General features: G+C 64.4%; 21 protein-coding genes and 1 pseudogene. 13 read left to right on the plus strand and 9 right to left on the minus strand.

What is annotated here, in order from left to right:
* The 6 genes from AC1DX0_RS14065 to AC1DX0_RS14090 all read left to right on the plus strand — a co-directional run.
* On the plus strand, positions 1-1,524 hold a 1,524-nt coding region (locus AC1DX0_RS14065; RefSeq protein WP_477355752.1), incomplete at its 5' end, for an alpha/beta fold hydrolase.
* 152 nt (positions 1,525-1,676) lie between these two features.
* Positions 1,677-2,684 carry a LacI family DNA-binding transcriptional regulator gene (locus AC1DX0_RS14070; protein WP_477223746.1) on the plus strand — a complete coding sequence of 336 codons (1,008 nt, stop codon included), beginning with the start codon at positions 1,677-1,679 and terminating at the stop codon, positions 2,682-2,684.
* Between the two features lie 74 nt (positions 2,685-2,758).
* On the plus strand, positions 2,759-3,550 hold the full coding sequence (locus AC1DX0_RS14075) for a 3-methyl-2-oxobutanoate hydroxymethyltransferase (RefSeq protein WP_477223705.1): 792 nt from the start codon (positions 2,759-2,761) through the stop codon (positions 3,548-3,550).
* 7 nt (positions 3,551-3,557) lie between these two features.
* Positions 3,558-4,562 (plus strand): sterol desaturase family protein, encoded by a 1,005-nt coding sequence (locus AC1DX0_RS14080; protein ID WP_477223704.1) that lies wholly within the window; start codon positions 3,558-3,560, stop codon positions 4,560-4,562.
* Between the two features lie 110 nt (positions 4,563-4,672).
* A complete protein-coding gene (locus AC1DX0_RS14085; protein WP_477223703.1) occupies positions 4,673-5,614 on the plus strand; it encodes a substrate-binding domain-containing protein in 942 nt (313 codons plus the stop codon).
* A 76-nt stretch (positions 5,615-5,690) separates the two neighbouring features.
* The gene (locus AC1DX0_RS14090) at positions 5,691-6,008 is read left to right on the plus strand and encodes a MocE family 2Fe-2S type ferredoxin (RefSeq protein WP_477223702.1); all 318 of its coding nucleotides are present in this window, start codon (positions 5,691-5,693) and stop codon (positions 6,006-6,008) included.
* A 1-nt stretch (position 6,009) separates the two neighbouring features.
* Here the strand turns inward: AC1DX0_RS14090 and AC1DX0_RS14095 are convergent, their stop codons facing one another.
* The 3 genes from AC1DX0_RS14095 to AC1DX0_RS14105 form a co-directional block, all read right to left on the minus strand.
* Positions 6,010-6,840 carry an aldo/keto reductase gene (locus tag AC1DX0_RS14095; protein ID WP_477223701.1) on the minus strand — a complete coding sequence of 277 codons (831 nt, stop codon included), beginning with the start codon at positions 6,838-6,840 and terminating at the stop codon, positions 6,010-6,012.
* Positions 6,841-6,983: 143 nt separating this feature from the next.
* Entirely contained in the window at positions 6,984-7,616 is a 633-nt protein-coding gene (locus tag AC1DX0_RS14100) for a Vgb family protein (RefSeq protein ID WP_477223700.1), read from the minus strand.
* Positions 7,617-7,649: 33 nt separating this feature from the next.
* Entirely contained in the window at positions 7,650-8,870 is a 1,221-nt protein-coding gene (locus AC1DX0_RS14105) for a helix-turn-helix domain-containing protein (RefSeq protein WP_477355755.1), read from the minus strand.
* A 314-nt stretch (positions 8,871-9,184) separates the two neighbouring features.
* Between AC1DX0_RS14105 and AC1DX0_RS14110 the strand changes: the two genes are divergently transcribed.
* The 3 genes from AC1DX0_RS14110 (at position 9,185) to AC1DX0_RS14120 (ending at position 11,558) form a co-directional block, all read left to right on the plus strand.
* Positions 9,185-9,934, plus strand: a complete 750-nt coding sequence (locus tag AC1DX0_RS14110) for a DUF899 domain-containing protein (RefSeq protein ID WP_477223698.1) — start codon at positions 9,185-9,187, stop codon at positions 9,932-9,934.
* A gap of 324 nt (positions 9,935-10,258) precedes the next feature.
* Positions 10,259-10,516, plus strand: coding sequence for a hypothetical protein (locus AC1DX0_RS14115; protein WP_477223697.1), 258 nt, complete (start codon positions 10,259-10,261; stop codon positions 10,514-10,516).
* A gap of 37 nt (positions 10,517-10,553) precedes the next feature.
* Positions 10,554-11,558 carry a zinc-dependent alcohol dehydrogenase family protein gene (locus tag AC1DX0_RS14120; protein ID WP_477223696.1) on the plus strand — a complete coding sequence of 335 codons (1,005 nt, stop codon included), beginning with the start codon at positions 10,554-10,556 and terminating at the stop codon, positions 11,556-11,558.
* 33 nt (positions 11,559-11,591) lie between these two features.
* Here the strand turns inward: AC1DX0_RS14120 and AC1DX0_RS14125 are convergent, their stop codons facing one another.
* Both AC1DX0_RS14125 and AC1DX0_RS14130 read right to left on the minus strand, forming a co-directional pair.
* Positions 11,592-12,350 carry an ATP-binding cassette domain-containing protein gene (locus AC1DX0_RS14125; RefSeq protein ID WP_477223695.1) on the minus strand — a complete coding sequence of 253 codons (759 nt, stop codon included), beginning with the start codon at positions 12,348-12,350 and terminating at the stop codon, positions 11,592-11,594.
* Entirely contained in the window at positions 12,343-13,506 is a 1,164-nt protein-coding gene (locus tag AC1DX0_RS14130; protein ID WP_477223694.1) for a hypothetical protein, read from the minus strand. Before AC1DX0_RS14130 ends, AC1DX0_RS14125 begins: the two co-directional genes overlap by 8 nt.
* A gap of 288 nt (positions 13,507-13,794) precedes the next feature.
* On the opposite strand from AC1DX0_RS14130, the gene AC1DX0_RS14135 reads away from it, so the two are divergent.
* Positions 13,795-14,067 (plus strand): hypothetical protein, encoded by a 273-nt coding sequence (locus AC1DX0_RS14135; protein ID WP_477223693.1) that lies wholly within the window; start codon positions 13,795-13,797, stop codon positions 14,065-14,067.
* A 44-nt stretch (positions 14,068-14,111) separates the two neighbouring features.
* Here the strand turns inward: AC1DX0_RS14135 and AC1DX0_RS14140 are convergent, their stop codons facing one another.
* Positions 14,112-14,726: an FMN-dependent NADH-azoreductase gene (locus AC1DX0_RS14140; RefSeq protein ID WP_477223692.1), complete on the minus strand. Its 615-nt coding sequence runs from the start codon at positions 14,724-14,726 to the stop codon at positions 14,112-14,114.
* 143 nt (positions 14,727-14,869) lie between these two features.
* Here AC1DX0_RS14140 and pdxR point away from each other — a divergent pair, with 143 nt between their 5' ends.
* The 3 genes from pdxR (at position 14,870) to AC1DX0_RS14155 (ending at position 17,263) form a co-directional block, all read left to right on the plus strand.
* Entirely contained in the window at positions 14,870-16,288 is a 1,419-nt protein-coding gene (gene pdxR / locus AC1DX0_RS14145; protein WP_477223691.1) for a MocR-like pyridoxine biosynthesis transcription factor PdxR, read from the plus strand.
* 125 nt (positions 16,289-16,413) lie between these two features.
* Positions 16,414-16,881 (plus strand): carboxymuconolactone decarboxylase family protein, encoded by a 468-nt coding sequence (locus AC1DX0_RS14150; protein ID WP_477223690.1) that lies wholly within the window; start codon positions 16,414-16,416, stop codon positions 16,879-16,881.
* 67 nt (positions 16,882-16,948) lie between these two features.
* Positions 16,949-17,263 carry a DMT family transporter gene (locus AC1DX0_RS14155; RefSeq protein ID WP_477223689.1) on the plus strand — a complete coding sequence of 105 codons (315 nt, stop codon included), beginning with the start codon at positions 16,949-16,951 and terminating at the stop codon, positions 17,261-17,263.
* Positions 17,264-17,371: 108 nt separating this feature from the next.
* On the opposite strand, the gene AC1DX0_RS14160 is transcribed toward AC1DX0_RS14155, so the two are convergent.
* The 3 genes and pseudogenes from AC1DX0_RS14160 to AC1DX0_RS14170 all read right to left on the minus strand — a co-directional run.
* Entirely contained in the window at positions 17,372-18,523 is a 1,152-nt protein-coding gene (locus AC1DX0_RS14160) for a substrate-binding domain-containing protein (RefSeq protein WP_477223688.1), read from the minus strand.
* Positions 18,524-18,612: 89 nt separating this feature from the next.
* Positions 18,613-19,599, minus strand: coding sequence for an ABC transporter permease (locus tag AC1DX0_RS14165; protein ID WP_477223687.1), 987 nt, complete (start codon positions 19,597-19,599; stop codon positions 18,613-18,615).
* Positions 19,596-20,022 (minus strand): annotated as a pseudogene (locus AC1DX0_RS14170) (sugar ABC transporter ATP-binding protein); the annotation flags it as partial. The pseudogene AC1DX0_RS14170 and the gene AC1DX0_RS14165, both read right to left, overlap by 4 nt.

The following is a 20,022-nucleotide window of genomic DNA, read 5'->3' on the forward strand; positions in this document are numbered from 1 at the left end:
GCTCAGGGCCGGATCAATCTTGCGCTGAGGCAATACGAAAATTGCCGTGGCATGCTGCAGCGCGCGCTCAACCTGCAGCCCGAGCCGGAAACCCGTTCCCTCTACGAAGAGTTGCGAACGCGCCGCATGGCGCCGCAAGCTCAGTCCAGGACGGCAGGCCCGGCCTCGCTTGCAGGAGCRCCACCACCGACGCCAACCCATGCCGGCGAGCGGCAGCAGGCCTCGACCCACTATGTCAAATCGGGCGGGATCAACATCGCCTATCAGGTGACCGGCGATGGACCGATCGACCTGATCTATGTTCCCGGCTGGGTCTCCAACCTCGATCTTGCCTGGTCGTCGCCGCGGCTTTCGCATCTGCTTCATCGCCTCGGCACCTTTTCGCGCCTGATCCGCATGGACAAACGCGGCACGGGGTTGTCAGACCGCAGCGTTGGTTTGCCGACGCTSGARGAGCGRATGGAAGACATGCGGGCGGTGCTGGATGCGGTCGGATCGAAGCGCACGGCTCTGTTCGGCAGCTCGGAAGGCGGACCCATGTGCATGCTGTTCGCGGCGACTTATCCCGAGCGCACCGCGGCACTTGTGCTCAACGGAACCTATGCCAGGGGCAGGTGGTCGAAGGATTACCCATGGGCAAGGACAAATGAGCAGGTGGAAGAAGACCTGGCCGCCGTCGAGAGACAATGGGGCGAGCCCGCTGACATGAGCAATGCGGCACCCAGCCTGATGAATGACAGCTCCGAGAGGGAATGGTTCGCCGCGTATCTCAGGAATTCAGCCTCGCCCGCCGACGCCATCGCGCTCTGGCGCTGGGGGACAGAAATCGACATCCGTGACATCCTGCCCACCATTCACGTTCCAGCACTGATCGTGCAGACGACCGGCGATCGCTGGGTCAAACCTGAAGAAGGACGCTACCTGGCGACGCACATCGAAGGCGCCAGATATATCGAACTCGCCGGCCGCGATCACGTGATCTGGGGCGAGAATTCCGATCGCCTCGTCGACGAGATCCAGTCCTTCGTTACCAGCGCCTTGCCGGCGGCGCCAGGCGAACGTGTCCTGGTGTCGGTGCTGTTGCTGGAGATGAGTAGCCCACCTTCCTGTCCCGGCGCGGATCCTGTCGAACGCCACGCTGACGAAATCCGTGCCGAATTGCTCACGGCCGAAGGCAGGCAGATCAGGCACTCGGAACATGGATTTCTCGCCGTGTTCCAGAGGCCGACCCGGTCGATCCAGTGCGCCATCGCGATCCGCCATCGCCTGCGACAATCCGGTCTCGATGTCCGCTGCGCAGTCCATACCGGCGAATGCGAAAAACGCGGCGATGATTTCTCCGGCATCGCAATCGAGCTGACATCGCGCTTGCTTGAAAATGCCGGGCCGGGCGAGGTCATCGCATCACGGACGGTTCGTGACCTGGTGATCGGCTCCGGTCTGGCGTTTGAAGAGCATGGCGAGGTGGAGATCGCTGGTCTTCCCGGCAGCTTGCAACTTTTCTCCGTCGAGCCGGTCAGATAAAGTCTGCTTATCGAGCAAGATCGCGCCGTGGCCATAATCCTTCGCGTCTCTGATTTATTTGACCGAGAACTCGGATGCGCCACCCGTCAGGGTGAAGCCTTGCCGAAGTCTTTGTGATACCTCCCTGATCAAATCGCATCAGGGAGGGCGCCATCGCCAAACCCACCTTCGCAGACATCGCCCGCCGCGCTGCGGTCGGCACCGCAACGGTCGAGCGCGTGCTCAACGGCCGGGGCGGCGTGCGGCCCGAGACGGTGGAGAAGGTAGTCGCAGCCGCCCGCTCTCTCGATTATCCGCGCCGGCTGCCCGAGGCCCATCGCGGCATCCTCCGCATCGAGGTCATCCTGATGCGGCCGGACTCGACTTTTTTCTCGCGCCTGTCCCGCGCCTTTGAGCGCATCGCCGCCACGCTCGACCGCACGGTCGCCGTGCACCGGACTTTTCTGGACGAAGGCGACGCCACGGCCGTCGCCCGGCGTATCCGTGAGCCAGGCATGCGCCGTGGCGGGCTGATCCTGGCGGTGCCGGACGATCCGCTGATCCGCGCGGCCCTTATTGAAGTCGAGGCGCAAGGTGTGCCGACGGTCCAGGTGGTGACCCGCATCGCCGGCTCGAAGGCCGACTATGTCGGCATCGACAATTACGCCGCCGGCCGTGTGGCCGCGCAGTTGATGAGCCGCATGCAGACGGGCAGCGGCAGCATCGCAGCACTCTGCCACAGCCAGATCTACCAGGTGCATCGCGACCGTATCCGCGGCTTTTCCGATTATCTGGCCGAGCATCCGCGCACTGACCTCGCCTTCGTCGAGGTGCTGTTCGGCCATGACGAGGGACCCCGCAGCGCCGACCTTCTCGTCGATCTTCTGCGCCAGCGCCCCGATCTCGCCGGCTTCTACAATGCCGGCGGCGGCAATGGCTCATTGAACGAGGTGCTGGCCCGCCATCCGCGCCGCCACGAAATCTTCTTCGTCGGCCATGAGCTGACCGAGCGCAGCAGCGCGGCCCTGCGCGCGGGGACCATGGACGTCGTGCTCGACCAGGCGCCGGAAGCGCAGGCACGCCGCGCAATCGACCTCATCCTGGCCCGGCTTGGCTTGCACGACCTGCCGATCGAAAACCCGCCGATCCGCTTCATCACCTTCACCGCCGAAAACCTTTGATCTGATTTGATCAAGGAACAAGCGGCCTTCCACCGGCCGCGATGATAAGCCTCTCGCAAATGGGAGGATCACTGGTGACCAGACGGCTGACGGTACACGACCTGCAAAGCGCCAAGGACAGCAAGAAATGGCTGCAGTTGCATGTCGACACGCCGGCAGAGGCAGCGGCCGCTGTCGCCTGCGACATCGTTATTCTCTCATGCGAACCCGATCACAATCTCGAAGCCATTCGCCAGGCGGCACCCCTCGCCTTCCTCTCCGTAGGGATGCCGCATGGCGCGGTCGCCTCGCCTGATGAGGCGGTGCGGCTCGGCTTCGCGATGATGAAGCGCGGCGCCGATGCGGTCTATTCATCGCATTCGCCGCGCTTCATCGAGGCCATGGCGGCCGAAGGCATTCCCGTCACCGGCCATGTCGGCCTGGTGCCGAATCGCGCCACCTGGACCAATTTCCGCGCCATCGGCAAATCAGCCGAAGAGGCACTGAAGGTCCTGCGAGCGGTGAAGGATCTGGAGAATGCGGGCGCCGCCTGCATCGAGGTCGAGGTGGTGCCGGTGCGGCTCGCCGAGCACATCACCCGCTCGACGCCGCTGATCACCATGGGCATGGGCTGCGGCTCGGCCTGCGACACGCAGTACCTGTTTTCCAGCGACGTGCTCGGCACCCACAACGGCCACTATCCGCGCCATGCGAGGCGCTATGCCGACTTCGTCACGCTGGAGGCCGAACTGCAGGAGAAGCGCATCGCCGCCTTCCGCGCCTTCGGCCGCGACGTGGCCGATGGCCTTTACCCCGAAGCGCGGCACCAGGTGGACATGGACGATGCCGCCTATGACCGCTTCCTCACCCTCTCCCAGTCTTTGTGAGACCGCCATGGACGATCTGAAATACGGCACACGCAACAAGCGCGGCGACTGGGCTCCGAACGAGCCTGCCGGCACGGCGCCGCTCTTTACGTTTCCGCCGCGGCCGCTGGCGCTGTTGAAATGGCTGCCGCACTATTTCCTGCCCTATAACATCCTCTTCGCGCTCTCGGCGGTTGCCTGGTGGCATTTCGTGCTGCCCGATGTCGAGGTGATGAAGACGCTATCCTGGGGCTGGATCCTGCGGCTGTTCCTCGCCAACTGCGCGGCATTGCTTGTGTTCTTTGGCGCCTTCGAGATCCGACTCTACATCTTGAGAAGCCAGGGCAACCGATTCAAATACAACGGCAAATGGCCGTCGGAGCAGAAGAGCAAGGCCTTCTTCTTCCAGAACCAGAATCTCGACAACATGCTGCGCACCTTCGGCACCGGCATGCCGATCTGGACGGCGATCGAGGTCGGCATTCTCTGCGCCTACGCCAATGGCTATGTGCCGTGGCTGACCTTCGCCGAGCATCCGGTCTATCTCTTCCTGCTGGCGCTGGCGGTGCCGATCATCCACGAGACGCATTTCTTCCTGCTGCACCGGGCGATCCACTGGCCGCCGCTCTACACATGGGTGCACTCGGTACACCACAATTCGGTGAACCCGTCGCCCTGGTCCTCGCTGGCCATGCACCCGGTCGAGCAGTTCGGCTACCTCGGCGTGGCGCTCTGGCATCTGATCATCCCGTCCAATCCGCTGCTGGCGCTCTACCAACTCCACTATGCCGGCTTCGGTGCCATTCCCGGCCATGTCGGCTTCGACAAGGTCGAGCTGACCGAGGACAAGACCATCGATAGCCACGCCTACCTCCACTACCTCCACCACAAATACTTCGAGGTGAATTACGGCGACGGCCTCATCCCGTTCGATAAGTGGTTCGGCACTTTCCACGACGGCAGCAAGGACGGCGAGGCCCGCATGCAGGCCCGCTACGAGAAGAAAAAGGCGCGCGCCAACGCCGCCAACTGACAGCCCAAGCAGACAGCCACACGGATGGCGCCAGCCATCCATCCAGCCATCCCGCAAGGGCCGGTAATCAAGGGAGGAGTGAACCGGCACTCCATCCAAGGGAGGAAACCGTGAAGAACTTTCTCATTTCGACGGCGCTAGCCACATTGATGTCGACATCAGCCTTCGCCGCCAAGATCGGCGTCAGCATCGTCAACTTCGACAACAATTTCCAGACGCTGCTGATGCACGGCATGCAGGACCGCGCCAAGGAAAAGGGCGCCGGCATCCAGGTCGAGGATGCGCAGAACGACGTCGCCAAGCAACTCGACCAGGTCAAGAACTTCATCGCCAGCGGCGTCGATGCCATCATCGTCACGCTGGTCGACACCAACGCGTCGAAGACGATCAGCGAGGAAGCCGCCAAGGCCGGCATTCCGCTGGTCTTCGTCAACCTCGAACCATCAGACATGAAGAATCTGCCGGAGAAACAGGTCTATGTCGGCTCCAACGAAACGGAATCCGGCACGATCGAGGCATTCGAAGTGTGCAAGCTCTTGCGCGCGAAAGGCAAATCAGCCGGCGCCACTGCCTACATCGTCATGGGCAGCCTTGTTCACCAGGCGGCGCTGCAGCGGACCAAGGATGTCGAACAGATCTTCGCCACCGACATGTGCAACTTCATCAAGGTCACCGACAAGCAGTCGTCCGAATGGGCCCGCGACAATGCGCAGAACCTGATGACCAACTGGCTTACGGCAGGCCCTGCCCCGGATGCTGTCATCGCCAACAACGACGAATCCGCCATCGGCGCCATCCTGGCGCTGAAGGCCAATGGCATCGACATGAAGAGCGTTGTCGTCGGCGGCATCGACGCCACCCAGGATGGCCTGCAGGCGATGAAGGCGGGCGACCTCGCTGTGACCGTGTTCCAGAACGCCAAGGGCCAGGGCGGCGGCGGCGTCGATGCGGCACTGGCTCTGGCCAAGGGCGAGAAGGTCGACCGTGTCGTCTATGTGCCGTTCGAACTGGTCACGCCAGCCAACGCCGCCGACTACCTCAGCAAGAACTAAACCCAGGACCAGAACCTCCGGGGCAGCGGTTCAAGCTGTTCCGGGGGTCCGTTGCGATCGCATTCAGGGGTAAAAAATGTCCAGTTGGATCAAGGCTTGCGACCTCGACGACATCGAACAGGAAGGCGCGCGCCGTTTCGATCATGGCGGGCGGACCTACGCCATCTTCCGCTCGCCCGGCGACGAAGTGTTCTGCACCGACGGGCTGTGCACCCATGAGGCGGTCCATCTCGCCGACGGGCTGGTGATGGACTACGAGGTCGAATGCCCCAAGCACGGCGGCGCCTTCGACTATCGCACCGGCGCAGCCAAACGCTTGCCGCCCTGCATCAATCTCAAGAGCTATTCGGCGCGCTTGGAAGGCGGCGCCGTGCTGGTCGATCTGTCGGACTAGCTCAAAACAAAAACGCCGCAGTAGCCGGGTTCGGGCCGTCGCGGCCGTCGGCCGAATCCATGCCGGCGATCGTCTCGAGATCCTGCGCATCCAGTTCGAAGTCGAAGACGTCGAAATTGGCCGCGATGCGGTCCTGGCGGACCGACTTCGGGATGACGATCAGCCCTTGCTGAAGGTGCCAGCGGATGATCGTCTGCGCGGCCGACTTGCCGTGCTTCCCAGCGATGCCCGCGATCGTCGGGTCGGTGAGCAGCCGGCCGCTGCCCAGCGGGCTCCAGCTTTCGGCGTGGATGCCGTAGCGGGCATGGAAATGCCTGAGGTCGCGCTGCTGGAAGCGGGGATGCAGTTCGATCTGGTTGACCACGGGGACTACGCTGGTTTCGCCGATGATGCGCTCCAGATGGTCCTGGTTGAAATTCGAGACACCGATCGACTTGATCCGCCCCGCCTGCTTCAGCTCGACAAGCGTCTTCCAGGCCTCGACATATTTGTCCTGGCTGGGCACCGGCCAGTGGATGAGGAAGAGGTCGATCTGCTCGATGCCAAGTTTCTTCATCGTGTCGTCGAAGGCGCGCAGGGTAGCATCACGCTGGTGGGCGCCGTTGCGCAGTTTCGAGGTGATGAACAGCTCGCTTCTCGGCACATCGGCAGCGCGGATCGCCTCGCCGACCCCTTCCTCGTTCTGGTAACCCTCGGCGGTGTCGATCAGCCGGTACCCCGCCTTGATCGCCCAGCCGACCACGTCAGCCGTAATGTTATGATCGACCTGCCACACGCCAAGGCCAAGCTGCGGGATGGTAGCGCCGTCGTTCAGCGTGATCTGTTCGGGCATTGTCGGGTCCTTTGCGAAGAGATGTCCGGGCGGTCGCCCAACGCAGCCTATCTAGGCATGCACCGGGGCGACGACCAGTCGCCGATGGACAAATTCGCGAGGCTCGACTTCGCAGCCCTGATGCTTTCGTCAGAGGAACCAGCTCATTTCGGCCGCCGCACGGCCCGCACCACCCCGGTGGACGTGCTGCCGCAATAGAGGCGGTCGGCGCCATCGGATTCCAGCCCCGAAATGCTCTTGCCGGCCGGCATGTCGAGCCGCTCCAGAAGCTTGCCGGTTTTCGGGTCGACGCGGCGCAGATCGCTCTCGTCGCCTTCCCAGGTGGCGTGCCACAGCTCGCCATCCACCCAGGTCACCCCGGTGACGAAGCGGCTGGATTCGATGGTGCGCAGGATTTTTCCGGTCTCGGGATCGATCTGGTGGATCTTGCGCTCCCGGTACTGCCCGACCCAGAGCGTGCCTTCGGCCCAGGTCAGCCCGGAGTCGCGGCCGCCGCCGGGCGCCGGTATCGTGGACAGCACCGCGCCGGTATCGGGATCGATCTTCTGGATGCGATCATTGGCGAGCTGGAAGAAATGCCGGCCGTCAAAGGCGGTGCCGGCATGGGCGGCGACATCGATCGAGCGCAGCTTCTCCCCGCTTTGCGGATCGAAGGCGTTCAGCCTGTCGCCCGAGGCGAACCAGACGTTCTCGCCGTCAAAGCTCACCCCATGGATCCGCTCGACACCGGGAAAGGGTCCGTATTCGCGCAGGATTTCGGCCGGTGAATGTTTCATGTCTTGATCCTCGATAGTGGTCATCCACCCTTCCTAACCACTTGGCAGCGGCGCCGGGAGTAACAAGGTGGTCGTGAATCCGGCCACCGGCGGCGTCATCCAGCGGCGCGCCCTTCCGTGGCCGAAAGACTGCACCTTGCCGGCCTCGGCAAGCGGCTCGAGCGCTCGCTGCACGCTGCGCTGGCCGGTTGCCAGCGCCAGCGCCAGGGCCGAGCTCGACCAGGCTTCGCCATCAGCCAGCAAGGCCAGCACAGCCGCATGCCGTTCCTCGATCGGCCGCGCCAGCACCATCACCGCGCGCGCCTGGTGCGGCGCCAGCGCAAAACCGCGCTTGGTGGCACTGATGTCGGCCAGCGCGGTAAGCTCGGCGCGCAGCCGGCCGATCTCGACGCGCAGCCGCGCGCGATGCGATTCATCCGCATGCTTGCCGCCAAAAGCCCGCGCCACCAACTCCTCACGCGACACATCCCCGGGCCATGCCTCGCCAAGTGCACGCGCCAGTGCGAACAGCACCGGCCGGCTGGCCAGCGAGACCGTTTTGTCCCCGGCGCGCACGGTATAGCGAAAGGCATCGAGGACCAGCGCCGGCGATGCCTGCAGCGCCTCGACTTCTTCGAGCAGCAGCGGCCGCTCTGCACCCTGAGTGATCAGCCGCGCCGCCGGTGTGTCCAATGCCAGGGATGCGCTGTCGACCTCCGCCATGAGGCCTGGAATGCCGGCCTGGCGGGCGGCGTTGCGTGCCCATTCGAGTGCTGCGCGCGCCGGCCGGGTTCTGAGCCGCCGGATGGCGATGCCGGCGACAGCAAGCTCATGCGCGGCTCGCGCGGCCGGCGGCAGCGGCGTCGGGTCGAGCCCGGCCAGCACATGTTCAGCCTCGTCGAGCCGGCCGATCAGCAGCAAGCGCCGCACCTTGAGGTGGCCTGCATGCGCCGCGTTCAGCCGGTCGCCATGCTTTTCCAGCGTTGTGCGCGCCGCGTCGAGCGCCTTGGCCGGCCAGCCCAGATCACGCGAGACCAGCGCGATCTCGGCCTCGGCGACGACGCATCTGGCCCGCGCCACGGCCTCTTTCGGGCTGAACGCGCGGGCCGCCCGCCGCAAAAGCAGCTTGGCGCGATCGARATCGCCGAGCTGCGCCATGGCRATGCCGCGCAGCGCCAGCGCCGGCGCATCYTCGCGCARGGCAACGCGRTCGAGCGCGCCRAGCGGATCRCCCGCCGCCAGCGCCAGCSCTGCCGCSGTGATCARCGAGTCCATTCAAATCCCGTCACACTTGTAACTCCCACCCCCACCGCATGCCGCCGTAACTTAGATCAACACCGCCGGCCGGCAAGCCGCACGGTTGACGCCCAAACTAAGCATCTTAGCTGTCACTATTAAGCATCTCACTAGAGGTAGTTGAAAATGCCTGCAACCGAAAATCTCGAACACACCGCACGGCCCCGCCACCCCTGCTGTGCCGGGCCGGAGGATTCAAATCCCGTCGCAGATGTAACTCACGCCATCCCGCTTCATCGCCCTAGCCTGGATCCCCAGGCAACAGACCGCACCACTGGCAAAGGAGAAGACCAATGACCAAGCACATGACGATGCAGACCCCACCGGTCGTTTCGCAGCAGGAATGGGCAGCCGCGCACGCGCAGCTTCTCGTCAAGGAGAAGGCGACGCTACGCGCCAAGGACGCGCTCGCCGCCGAACGCCGGCGCATGCCATGGGTCGAAGTCGATAAGGCCTATGTGTTCGAAGGCCCCAACGGCAAGGCAAGCCTGCTCGATTTGTTCGAGGGCCGCCGCCAGTTGATCGTCTACCGCGCCTTCTTCGAGCCGGGCGTCTATGGCTGGCCCGATCACGCCTGCCGCGGCTGCTCGCTCGGCGCCGACCAGGTCGGCCACCTCGCCCATCTCAACGCCCGCAACACCACGCTTGCCTACGCTTCGCGCGCGCCTCAGGCCGACATTGCGCGGCTGAAGACGCGGATGGGCTGGGACATACCCTGGTACACAATCGCCGACAGCTTCGACAAGGATTTCGGCGTCGACGAATGGCATGGCCACAACGTCTTCATCCATGACGGCGACCGCGTCTTCCGCACCTATTTCATCAACAGCCGCGGCGACGAGGCGATGGGTACGGTCTGGAGCTATCTCGACGCCACCCCGCTCGGCCGCCAGGAGATCTGGGAGGACTCGCCCGAAGGCTATCCGCAAACCCCGCTCTACAGCTGGTGGAATTGGCACGACAATTACGAAGCCGGCGCCGACAAGAAATGGGCCGAGGTGTCCGCGGCGGGTGAAGCCGCGTTCAGGGACAAGGGCGAGTAGCAAGGGACTGACGAGAGCGAAGCCCCCTTGTGCCGCGTTGGTCGACCCCCACTCCGTCTCGGCTTCGCCGAGCCACCTCTCCCCCGATCGACGGGGTAGAGGAAAGGCGCCAGGCTTTTTGCAGTCAACGCTCGTCCAGCGAAGCTCTCTTCCTTTCCCTCCGGAGGGGGGAAAGGTGGCGCTGCGAAGCAGCGACGGATTGGGGGAACCACCTGCCAATCAAGCATGGCCCTGATCAGTCACACCAATCACCCATAGCCTAGACGAAAGTGGGGGCGAGGAACGCAGATTCTGACGGGCCGCAACCATTAAGGGATTAAGATTATGAGCGATATCCATTCTGGCACCGGTAGCGCAACCCCTGAAAACACAGCCGCCCTCGGCATAGTCGATTGGCTCTGCCTCGCCGCCGCCCCGACTTTCGCGGTGATGGCACTGCTCTCCTGCCTTCAGGGCAGTGATGCATCCATGATGTGCATGGGCGCCTCGCCGCTCACTGGCATGGTAGCGATGTACCTGCTGATGAGCGCCTTCCATCTTGCACCCTGGCTGCGCGTGATTTCAGGCCGCCAGGTCCGCTAGATCCGCGTCAAACATCCCCACACGTCGGAGACAGACAATGAAGCTCGTCAGGCTGAGAGCGCCCGGTGGCTTGGACAGGCTGGACCTGGTCGAGGAAGACCCGCCCCAGCCAGGACCTGGCGAGGTGATGGTCAGGATCCGCGCCTGCTCGCTGAACATGCGTGACGATTTCGCGGTGCAGGGCAAGACACCGCTCGCCGATGGCCGCGTGCCGCTGTCCGACGGCGCGGGTGACGTGATCGCCGTCGGCACCGGGGTCGATGCACTCAAGCCCGGCGACAGCGTCGTCAGCACCTTCTATCCCTGGTGGCTCGACGGCGACATGACGCCCGCCACCAGGCGCGATGTGCCGGGCGACAGTTTTGACGGCGTGGCCAGCGAATATGTCTGCATGCCGGCGCAGGCCTTCACCAGGGCGCCTCGGGGCTACACGCATGTGGAAGCCGCAACGCTGACCTGCACCGGCGTCACCGCCTGGCGCGGCCTGGTGGTGTGCGGCAAGGTGAAGCCCGGCGACACGGTGCTGGTCCTCGGCACCGGCAGCGTATCGCTGTTTGCACTGCAATTCGCCAAGGCCGCCGGCGCCCGGGTCATCGCCACCTCATCCGACGCGGAAAAGCTGGAGCGGCTCAAAGGCCTCGGCGCCGACGCCACCATCAACTACAAGGCCGTTCCGGAATGGGGCCGCAAGGCCAGGGAGTTGACGCATGGACGCGGCGTCGATCACGTGATCGAGGTCGGCGGCCCCGCCACGCTAGCGCAATCGATAGCCGCCTGCCGCACAGGCGGCCACATCGCCCTGATCGGTGTGCTGACCGGCTTTGCGGCTGAAGTGTCCATCCCGGCCGTGTTCTCGAACCAGATCCGCATCAGCGGCATTTCGATCGGCAGCCGGGCCGATCAGGAGGACATGATCCGCGCGATAGACGTCAACCGCATCAAGCCCGTCATCGACCGCCGTTTCCCGCTGCGCGACATCGCCGCCGCCTTCACGCACTACGGAGCCCAGAAGCACTTCGGCAAGGTTTGCCTGGAACTTTGAGCCCTGCGGGCAGATGCACGCCTCAACGTGCCTTCATCCGTCAGCCGCCTGGACCGCAAGCGCCTGCATGACTTCGGCCTCGAAGGCGCCAGGCACACGCCCCGCCTCGGCCAGTTGCCTTGCATCCCAGTCACGCGCGATGCGGCCTTCGGCCAGGAGGACGGCGCGGTTGCACAGGCCAGGCACGGCCTCCACGACATGGGTGGAGATGATGACGGCATGGCGGCCACTTGCCGCCAGGGCCAGGATGATACGCTTGACCTCGAAGGCGGCGAGCGGATCGAGGCCGTTCAGGGACTCGTCGAGGATCAAAAGCGGTGGCGCACCGAGCAGAGCCGCGGCAATGGCGATCTTGGCCCGCGTACCGAGTGAATATTCGGCGATTAGCCGGTCGATCCAGCGCTTGAGCCCGAGCCGTTCGGCGACATTGACGCCAGGCCAGTCATCTTCGGTGCAGCCGCGGATCGAGGCGACGAGCTGGAGATATTGCTGGCCGGTCAGCGTCCCCGGTAAGTCGGGCGGGTCGATGGCGAGGCCGAAGCCGGACTTGGCGCGCTCCGGTGCAACGGCAAGGTCGACGCCGTTGATCGCCACGCTGCCCGCGAGCGGCCGGATCTGGCCGGTGATCGCCCTGAGCAAAGTGGACTTGCCTGAGCCGTTTGCGCCGAGCAAGCCAAGGATGTCGCCCCGGTCGAGCGACAGATCGATGCCGCTGACGACCGCGCGGCCCCCATAGCCGGCGTTGAGCCCGCGAACCGTGAGTATCTCGGCAGAATCGACACTGCTATCCATGGCGATATCTCCGTTGCGCCCGGTGCCACAGGAACAGGACAAGGGCGGCAAAACCTATCAGCACGGTGCGACCGTATTCGAGCGATTCGTAGCTGGTGTAGGCGATAGCGCTGATGAAGCTCAACGCGGCGACGAACGGCACGGTCATGAAATAGGCGGCAAACACCGCATAGGCGCCGTTCAGCGCCAGCAGCCACAGGCCGCTGGCTACCGGCATCGCCCAGGCCGACGGCTCCGCCGCCAGGGCTGCGCCTGCCGGCAGGAGAAAGAAGGCGACCGACAATTGCAAGGGCAGCCGCGCCAGGCGCAGCCAGGCCCTGGCGAAGCCGAGCGGAGCCGTGCGCAACACCGGCGAGCCGAGCGGATGGAATCGCGCGCTCAGCATGAAGACGGCAAGGCCCCCGGTCAGGCCGGCCATGGCCGCCGGCACGGCGTCGTGACGAACGAGGCTGATCGCTGCTGAAAGGGCCGCGACGACACCGAAGAAGACGGCCGCGACAACCAGTCGCCAGGACGGGTACACACGGCCAGCCGGCAGCCCCCAGGCCCAGCTGGACAGCCAGGCCGGCGCCGAACGGTCGAAGACGCCGAGCCAGGGACGGCGTCCACGCCCCTCGCCCGCCGGGCCGGCCTTGTCTTCGAGACCGATGGCATCGTGGCCGCTGCGCAGCCGCCAGCCGGCTGCCGCCAACAGGCCCGCGGCAAACAGGATCGCGGCGCCGAGACCCCAGACCGGCGCCAGCGGTTTTTCGATGACGGCACCGCCAAGACCGACCGCCGCCGCGGCCGCCACGACAAGCGGAATGCCCATCGCAAATATCGCCACCGTCGCCATGCGCCGGCGCTCCCGCAACGACAGCGGCAAGGCTCCGAGGAATGGCGCAAAGGCGCGCGACAGGCAAAGCCTGGTGAGCACGTTGCCGGCGAAGCCACCTAGAACGAGAAACGCGCCCGGCAGGCCAAGCAGCCACAGCGTCTGTGCCTGCCGCAGCGTGGCTGCTGATGCCCGCAAGGCGAGGACGATGTCGGCGATGGCATAGACAAGCAAAGCCCCGCCGCCGAGCACGATCCAGGCAAGGTCGCGGCGGCGCATCGAGCGCAATCCAGCCGAGAGCTCGCGCCAGAGCAGGGTCAGGACAAGCCTGTCGTGCCGCATTGTTCCATCATCGCGATCGCAAACCAGTTGGATATCGACATAGGTCGGCGACGATTGTGCCGCCAGTAGGGCCGTAGCTGCTTTGCCGCCTGCGCGGGCTTTGCCTCGACGTTCTTCAGCGCAGTCAGGGGACCTGCATCGTCGCATGAAGGCTGGTCACGATGTGCCGAGCATCCGTCAGCAACAGCTAATTGACAGCCCTGCGGAAACGGCGCTCACTGGCCTGCACAGGTGGATCGCAGCGTAGGCGGGCGATATCGACCGCCGGCGTCACCCTGGGAGGATGCCATGCCAACCGTAATTGGCCATCACAACATCTCGAAAGACAGCAAGGACTGGCTCAGTTCACCCAAGCGCAAGGAGCTGTTCGGCTCGCTTGGGATCACCAACGTCCGCACCTTCGTCGATCCGCAGAATCCGAAACGCGTGGCTGTGCTGATGGACGTGCCGGATATGGATAAGATGGCCGCACTGATGCAGAGCAAGGCAGCCGCYGACGCSATGGCSCAYGATGGCGTSGTGCCGGARTCGCTGGTGATCCTGGTSGAAGCGAAGGCGTAGCCGCGCCACCGGCCCGTCGGAACCGGCAAACCGGATCTTCGGCTTCAACCGCCAGACGCCGCAAAATAGTCCTGAAGCGCCTGATCGGTCACGGCTCTGGTCGCAGCCACGGCGTCCGGGGCGGAAATCGTTGCCTGAACCGAGAAGAAGGTCAGGTCGTGCAGCCCGATCATGCCGAGCACGGCCTTCAGATAGGGCGTGAGGAAATCCGGCTGGCGGGCCCGCTCACCGGAAAACCGTCCGCCCGAGGCGATGGCGACAAAGACCGGACGGTCGGCTAGCAGGCCGACTTTTCCAGCCGGCGTGACATCGAAGGTGCCGCGCGCTCGCACGACGTGGTCGATCCAGGCCTTCAGCGCGGAAGGCACGGTCAGATTGTGCATGGGTGTGCCGATGACGACGGCGTCCGCACGCTCCAATTCCGCGATGAGCTCTTCGGACTGGATCATGGAGCCTTGTTCCGACACGTCGGCGAAGGACGCCTGCGACATCGCGTAGTCCCTGTCGACATGCGCGATGCTGCCGTCACCGAGGACGCGATCGACGACTGTCGTCATCGGCTCCTTCTGCTTGAGAAAGCCGATGATCTTTTGCGCGAGCCTGTCGCTCTCGGAGATCGGCCCGCGTGGGCTGCAGCTGACATGCAGGATTGTCTTCATCGGATCGCTTCCATGGTCTTGAGCGGATCGGTCGAGACAGGCCTACTGCCGTCATGACCCAGTCCCAAGGTCCATGAATGGACATTGGAGCTGGACCATGATCGTGGCATGGTCCCAAACACATCCACGGAGGCGGCGATCCCATGACCAAGGCCAGGCCAAGCAAGATCGCGCCTTTGGATCCATCGGCGGCCACCCCCTTCTACCGGCAGATCTACGAACGGGTTCGCGGCGCCATCGCCAGTGGCGTGCTGAAGCCAGGCGAGCGCATCCCATCGGCAAGGGCGCTGACCCGGGAATTGGGACTGGCGCGCGGCACGATCGAGACGGCCTACGCTTTGCTGGCTGCCGAGGGCTACATCCAGGCGCGCGGCCAGGCCGGCACCATCGTGACGCCCGGCCTCAAGCGGACACCTGTCGCGAGCCCGCTGCCGAGAGCCGAGAGCGGCCTGACGACACCCAGCTTCCGTCCGGACTCGATCCTGCCGTTCCAGATGGGCCTGCCGGCGCTCGACGCGTTTCCGCGCAAGATCTGGGCGCGGCTTGGCGCCCAATGCGTGCGCGCCATGCAACCATCCGACATGGTTCACCCCGCAGTTGATGGCCTGCCCGACCTGCGGGCGCGGATTGCCGCCTATCTCCAGGTTTCGCGCGGCATCGACTGCGGCCCATCGCAGATCTTCGTGACATCGGGCTATCGCCACACGATCGAGCTGATCGGCCATGCTTTGCTGAAGGCCGGTGACAGCGTCTGGCTGGAGAGTCCCGGCTATCCGCCGACGCGGGACGTGTTGAAATATCTGCATGTCGCGGCGGTCTCGGTTCCGGTTGACCGCGACGGGATGATCGTTCCGGAGGGCTTTAAGCTGGCGCCAAGGGCGCGCGCGGCTGTGGTCACCCCGGCGCATCAGTCGCCGCTCTGCGTGTCCCTGTCCCTGCCCCGCCGCCTCGAACTCCTGGATTGGGCGTCAAGAAACGACGCCTGGATCGTCGAGGACGATTATGACGGAGAGTACCGCTATGTCAGCCGCCCGCTGCCGGCGCTGAAGAGCCTGGATCGCGACGGGCGCGTGCTCTATGCCGGCACCTTCAGCAAGGTGCTGTTTCCAAGCCTGCGGCTTGCCTATCTGGTGGTGCCGCAAGCACAGGTCGAACGCTTCGCGGAAATCGCCCTGGCCTTTGCCGGCAGCAGTCCTGGGCTTACGCAAGCCATCGTCACCGCCTTCATGGCGCAAGGTCATTTCGCCCGCCATATCCAAAGGATGCGCAAGCTCTATGGCGAGCGCAGGCAGGCAACAGTGGCTGGGCTGGAAAGCGTGCTGGGAAAACGCATGCGCATCGATTCACAGCCCGGAGGCATGCATCTGATCCTGCGCCTGGCAAACAGAAAGCCGGACCGTCAGGTCGTCGCGCGCATGCGGGCCGAGGGGCTCTACGCCGAAGCCTTGAGTGACTGGACCGTTACGGATGACGGTGCTTCGGCCTTGCTGCTTAACTTCACCAATGTCGCGACGCAGCGCACCGCGGAGGCCTTGGGAAAACGCATATTGGGGTGCCTCTGAGAGTAGGCATCAGCTCATTTCGGGCCGAGATCATGGTCCAGCATGGAAGACGCATCATGGACCTTCTGAGATAGGCCAAGACGCGGCACAAAAGCCCTCATTCAACCAACCAGAAGGGCTCCATCATGAGCAACCGTCTCGACTACGCCAAGGCTTCGCCTGAAGGCTTCAAGGCTTATGGCGGCGTCTACGTCGCAATCCAGAAATCCGGCCTGCCGAAAGAACTCGTCGACCTCGTCTATCTCAGGGTCTCGCAGATCAATGGCTGCGCCTATTGCATCGACATGCATTCGCGCGACCTCTTGAAGTCGGGCCTTGCAGTCGACAAGCTCGTGCTGGTGCCGGTGTGGCCCGATGCGGGCGACGTCTTTTCCGGCCGCGAACGCGCCGCCCTTGCCTGGGCCGAAACCGTGACACGGGTCGCCGAAACCGGCGTTCCCGATGCGGACTACGAAGCCGCGGCGAGCGAATTCGGCGATAAGGAGCTTGCCGATCTCACCTATGCGATCGGCCTGATGAATGCCTTCAACCGCTTCGGCATCACCTTCCGCTCGACCCCGGCCGCTACGGCCAAGGCCGCAAAAGCCGCCTGAGCCATCACGCGCGCAGGCATGCCTGCGCGCCGCGCTCGCCTCTCAGTTTTTGAAGGAACCTGTCACCATGGCATGGGCACTCCTCAGCATTGCCGGCATCCTCGAAATCGCCTTTGCCTTGTTCATGAAGTCGTCCGTCGGCTTTACCCGGCTGATCCCGTCCGTGCTGACGGTGGCGACCGGCGTGTCCAGCGTCGTCCTCCTGTCGATCTCGCTGCGCAGCTTGCCGGTCGGCACCGGCTATGCCGTCTGGACCGGCATCGGCGCGGCCGGCACGGCGCTCATCGGGATAGCCTTGCTGGGCGAGTCCGCAGCACCCATGCGGCTCTTCTGCATCGCTCTCATCCTGGCCGGGGTGATTGGGCTGAGGCTGGTTTCTTGAGACCGAGCGGACCGCTCTAACCTTGCAGCGGACGCCAGACGGAATCTCCGGTGGGACAAACAGCCATGGGCGCGGGATCTCCCCCGCGCCCATGCGATTTCACCTACCTCAGTTGCACTTCGGCTTGGCGCTGTTGCAGGCGTCGACGAGTTCGGCCGGCGGATCCTTGTGAAAGACGGTCTTGTAGGATTCCAGCACGTTGGACTGAACGACCGGCAGCGACTGCACGCCGACCCAGGCGGGCGTCGGTTGCCCGATCAGCGCCTTCATCATGGCCAGCGCCTCGGCGACGCCCTGGTCGTAAGGACGCTGCGAACCGGTTGCCTTGAGCGGGCCGCCCTTGGCGATCTCGATCGCGGACTGCAGGCCGAGGTCGACCGTGGTGATCGGAATGTCGATGCCTTGCGCGCGCATCGAGGACAGCGTGTCGAGCGCCGGCTGGTCCCACACCGCATACAGGCCCTTTACATCGGGATTGCCGGTGAGGAAATCGCCGGCGATCTGCGACACTTTCGAGGGATCGGTGAAGTCGACCTGCTTCATGACGATGTCGGGCCGGTTCTTCTTCATCCACTCGCTGACGCCCTTGGTGCGCTCATTGGTGCTGAAATAGTCGACGCCGAAATTGACCAGGCCGATCGTGCCGCCCTTGGGCATGCAGGACGCCAGGATCGTCGCCGCGATCTGGCCATTGCCCTGGCTGTCGGCCGAGACCATCGTGGCAAAATCCTTTGGCGATGAGAGGCCAACCGGAATGCTGTCCATGAACACCAGCTTGATGCCGGCCTCACCCACCTTCTTGTAGGTCGGCGCCGTCGCGGTGAAGTCGACGGGGATGGAAATGATGCCGTCGGGATGCTGCTGGATGGTGTTTTCGATATCGGCGATCTGCTTGTCGACCTGATATTCGGCCGAGGCCACGCCGGTGACGGTGACGCCATATTTGGCCAGCGTTTCGCTGATGCCCGCCACCTGCAGCTGCGACCAGTCGAGGTTCACCGTCTGCATGGAAATGCCGACCTTGAACTTGCCGGCCTTGACCTTGGCGGCCTCGTCGTCGGTCAGTTTCAGCTCGTCGGGCGAGGCTGCCTTTTCGCCATGCGGACCCTGCCCGACAATGCCCTTGGGGCCGAGTGTCGCGAGGTCGACGCCGGTGACGCAGGTGTCGGGCGTTTGCGCAAAACCTGGTGATGTCGACAGCGCGAAGGCGCTGGCGGCGAGGCTCAATGTTCCGAACAGGATTCGTGCCGAATGTTTCATGACTTTCCTCCGTTGATTTCTAGTGTCCGTATGCCGTTTGGAGCCGGCGGTTTTCTGCTGGTATTCGGTGATATCCGGGGATGCGCGCCTTACCTCCTCGTGAACGCGACCGCGGCGACGATGATKGCTCCCTTGATGACGAGYTGCAGCGAYGAGCTGACGCCAAGCAGCACCAGCCCATTGTTGAGCGTGCCGATGATTAGGCTGCCGAGCAGCGTGCCGAGCACGAAGCCGCGGCCGCCAAACAGGCTGCAGCCACCGAGAATGACCGAGGCGATGACGTCGAGCTCCATGCCTTGCACCACGTCGGGCCGCGCCGCGTGCGAACGCGCCGACAGGATCAACGATGCGAGCCCCGCGAGCGTCCCGGTCAGCACGAAGGCCAGCGTCGTGACCTGCTTGATGTGGACGCCGGAATAGAGCGCTGCCGTCGGGTTGCCGCCGGCGGCGTAAACGCGCCGCCCGTAGACGCTGTAGTGCAGCAGCAATATGCCGGCGATGGTGACGCCGAGCGTCCACAGGATCGGCGCCGGAATGCCGAGCACCGAGCCCTCGCCGAAGATCGCAAAATAATACTCGTTGGTGATGATCACCGGCTTGGTGTTGGTGACCATCAGCGCCAGCCCGCGCGCGCCGCTCAACGTGCCCAACGTCACCAGGAAGGACGGGATTTCGAGGCGGGTGGTCAAGACACCGTTGAGCAACCCGATCAGCGCCCCGGTGCCCAGCCCCGCCACCGCGCCGACGACCCAGTTGTTGGCGACGAACGCCATGGCCAGCGATGCGCTCATGCCCGAAAGCGCCAGCGTCGAGGCGACCGACAGGTCAATCTGCCTGGAGATGATGACGAACGTCATGCCGACCGCAATGATCGAGACCAGCGTCGTCTGCCGGCCGATGTTGAGAAAATTGTCGATCGACAGGAACCAGGGCGACGCCAGGCTAAAGACGATCAGCATGATGGCGAAGGCGACGTAGAGCATATAGGGCCGCTCGCCTTGAAGCAGATGCTGCAACGCCGAGCGACCGCCCGGCTGGTTGGCGGCGGCTTTTGCCGGGCTTTGTGTGTCGGTCATGCCGCGTGCTCTTCCGATGGCTGCGAAAGTTGAATGAGGTGATGAAGGTCCTCGGCGCTGCCGAATTCCGACCGCGCAATCGTCCTGGTGATGCGGCCATCGACGACGATCGAGATGCGGTCGCAGAGCTGCAGCAGTTCGGACAGATCCGAGGACACCAGCAGCACCCCGCTTCCGGCTGCCGCCGCGGCACGAATGACGCCGTAAATCTCCTCGCGCGCGCCGACATCGACACCGACCGTCGGCTCGTCGAGCAGAAGCACGCGCGGCCGCGGCTCGTTCCATTTGCCGAACACCACTTTCTGCTGGTTGCCGCCGGACAGGTTCTTCACCAGGGTCGACGCGCCTGGTGCCTTGACGGCCAGCCGGCGCATCGCGGCATTGGCATGTTCGCTCGCCGGACCGCGCTGCAGCCAGCCGAGG

It is taken from the genome of Mesorhizobium sp. P3_A9 (genome assembly GCF_056402975.1).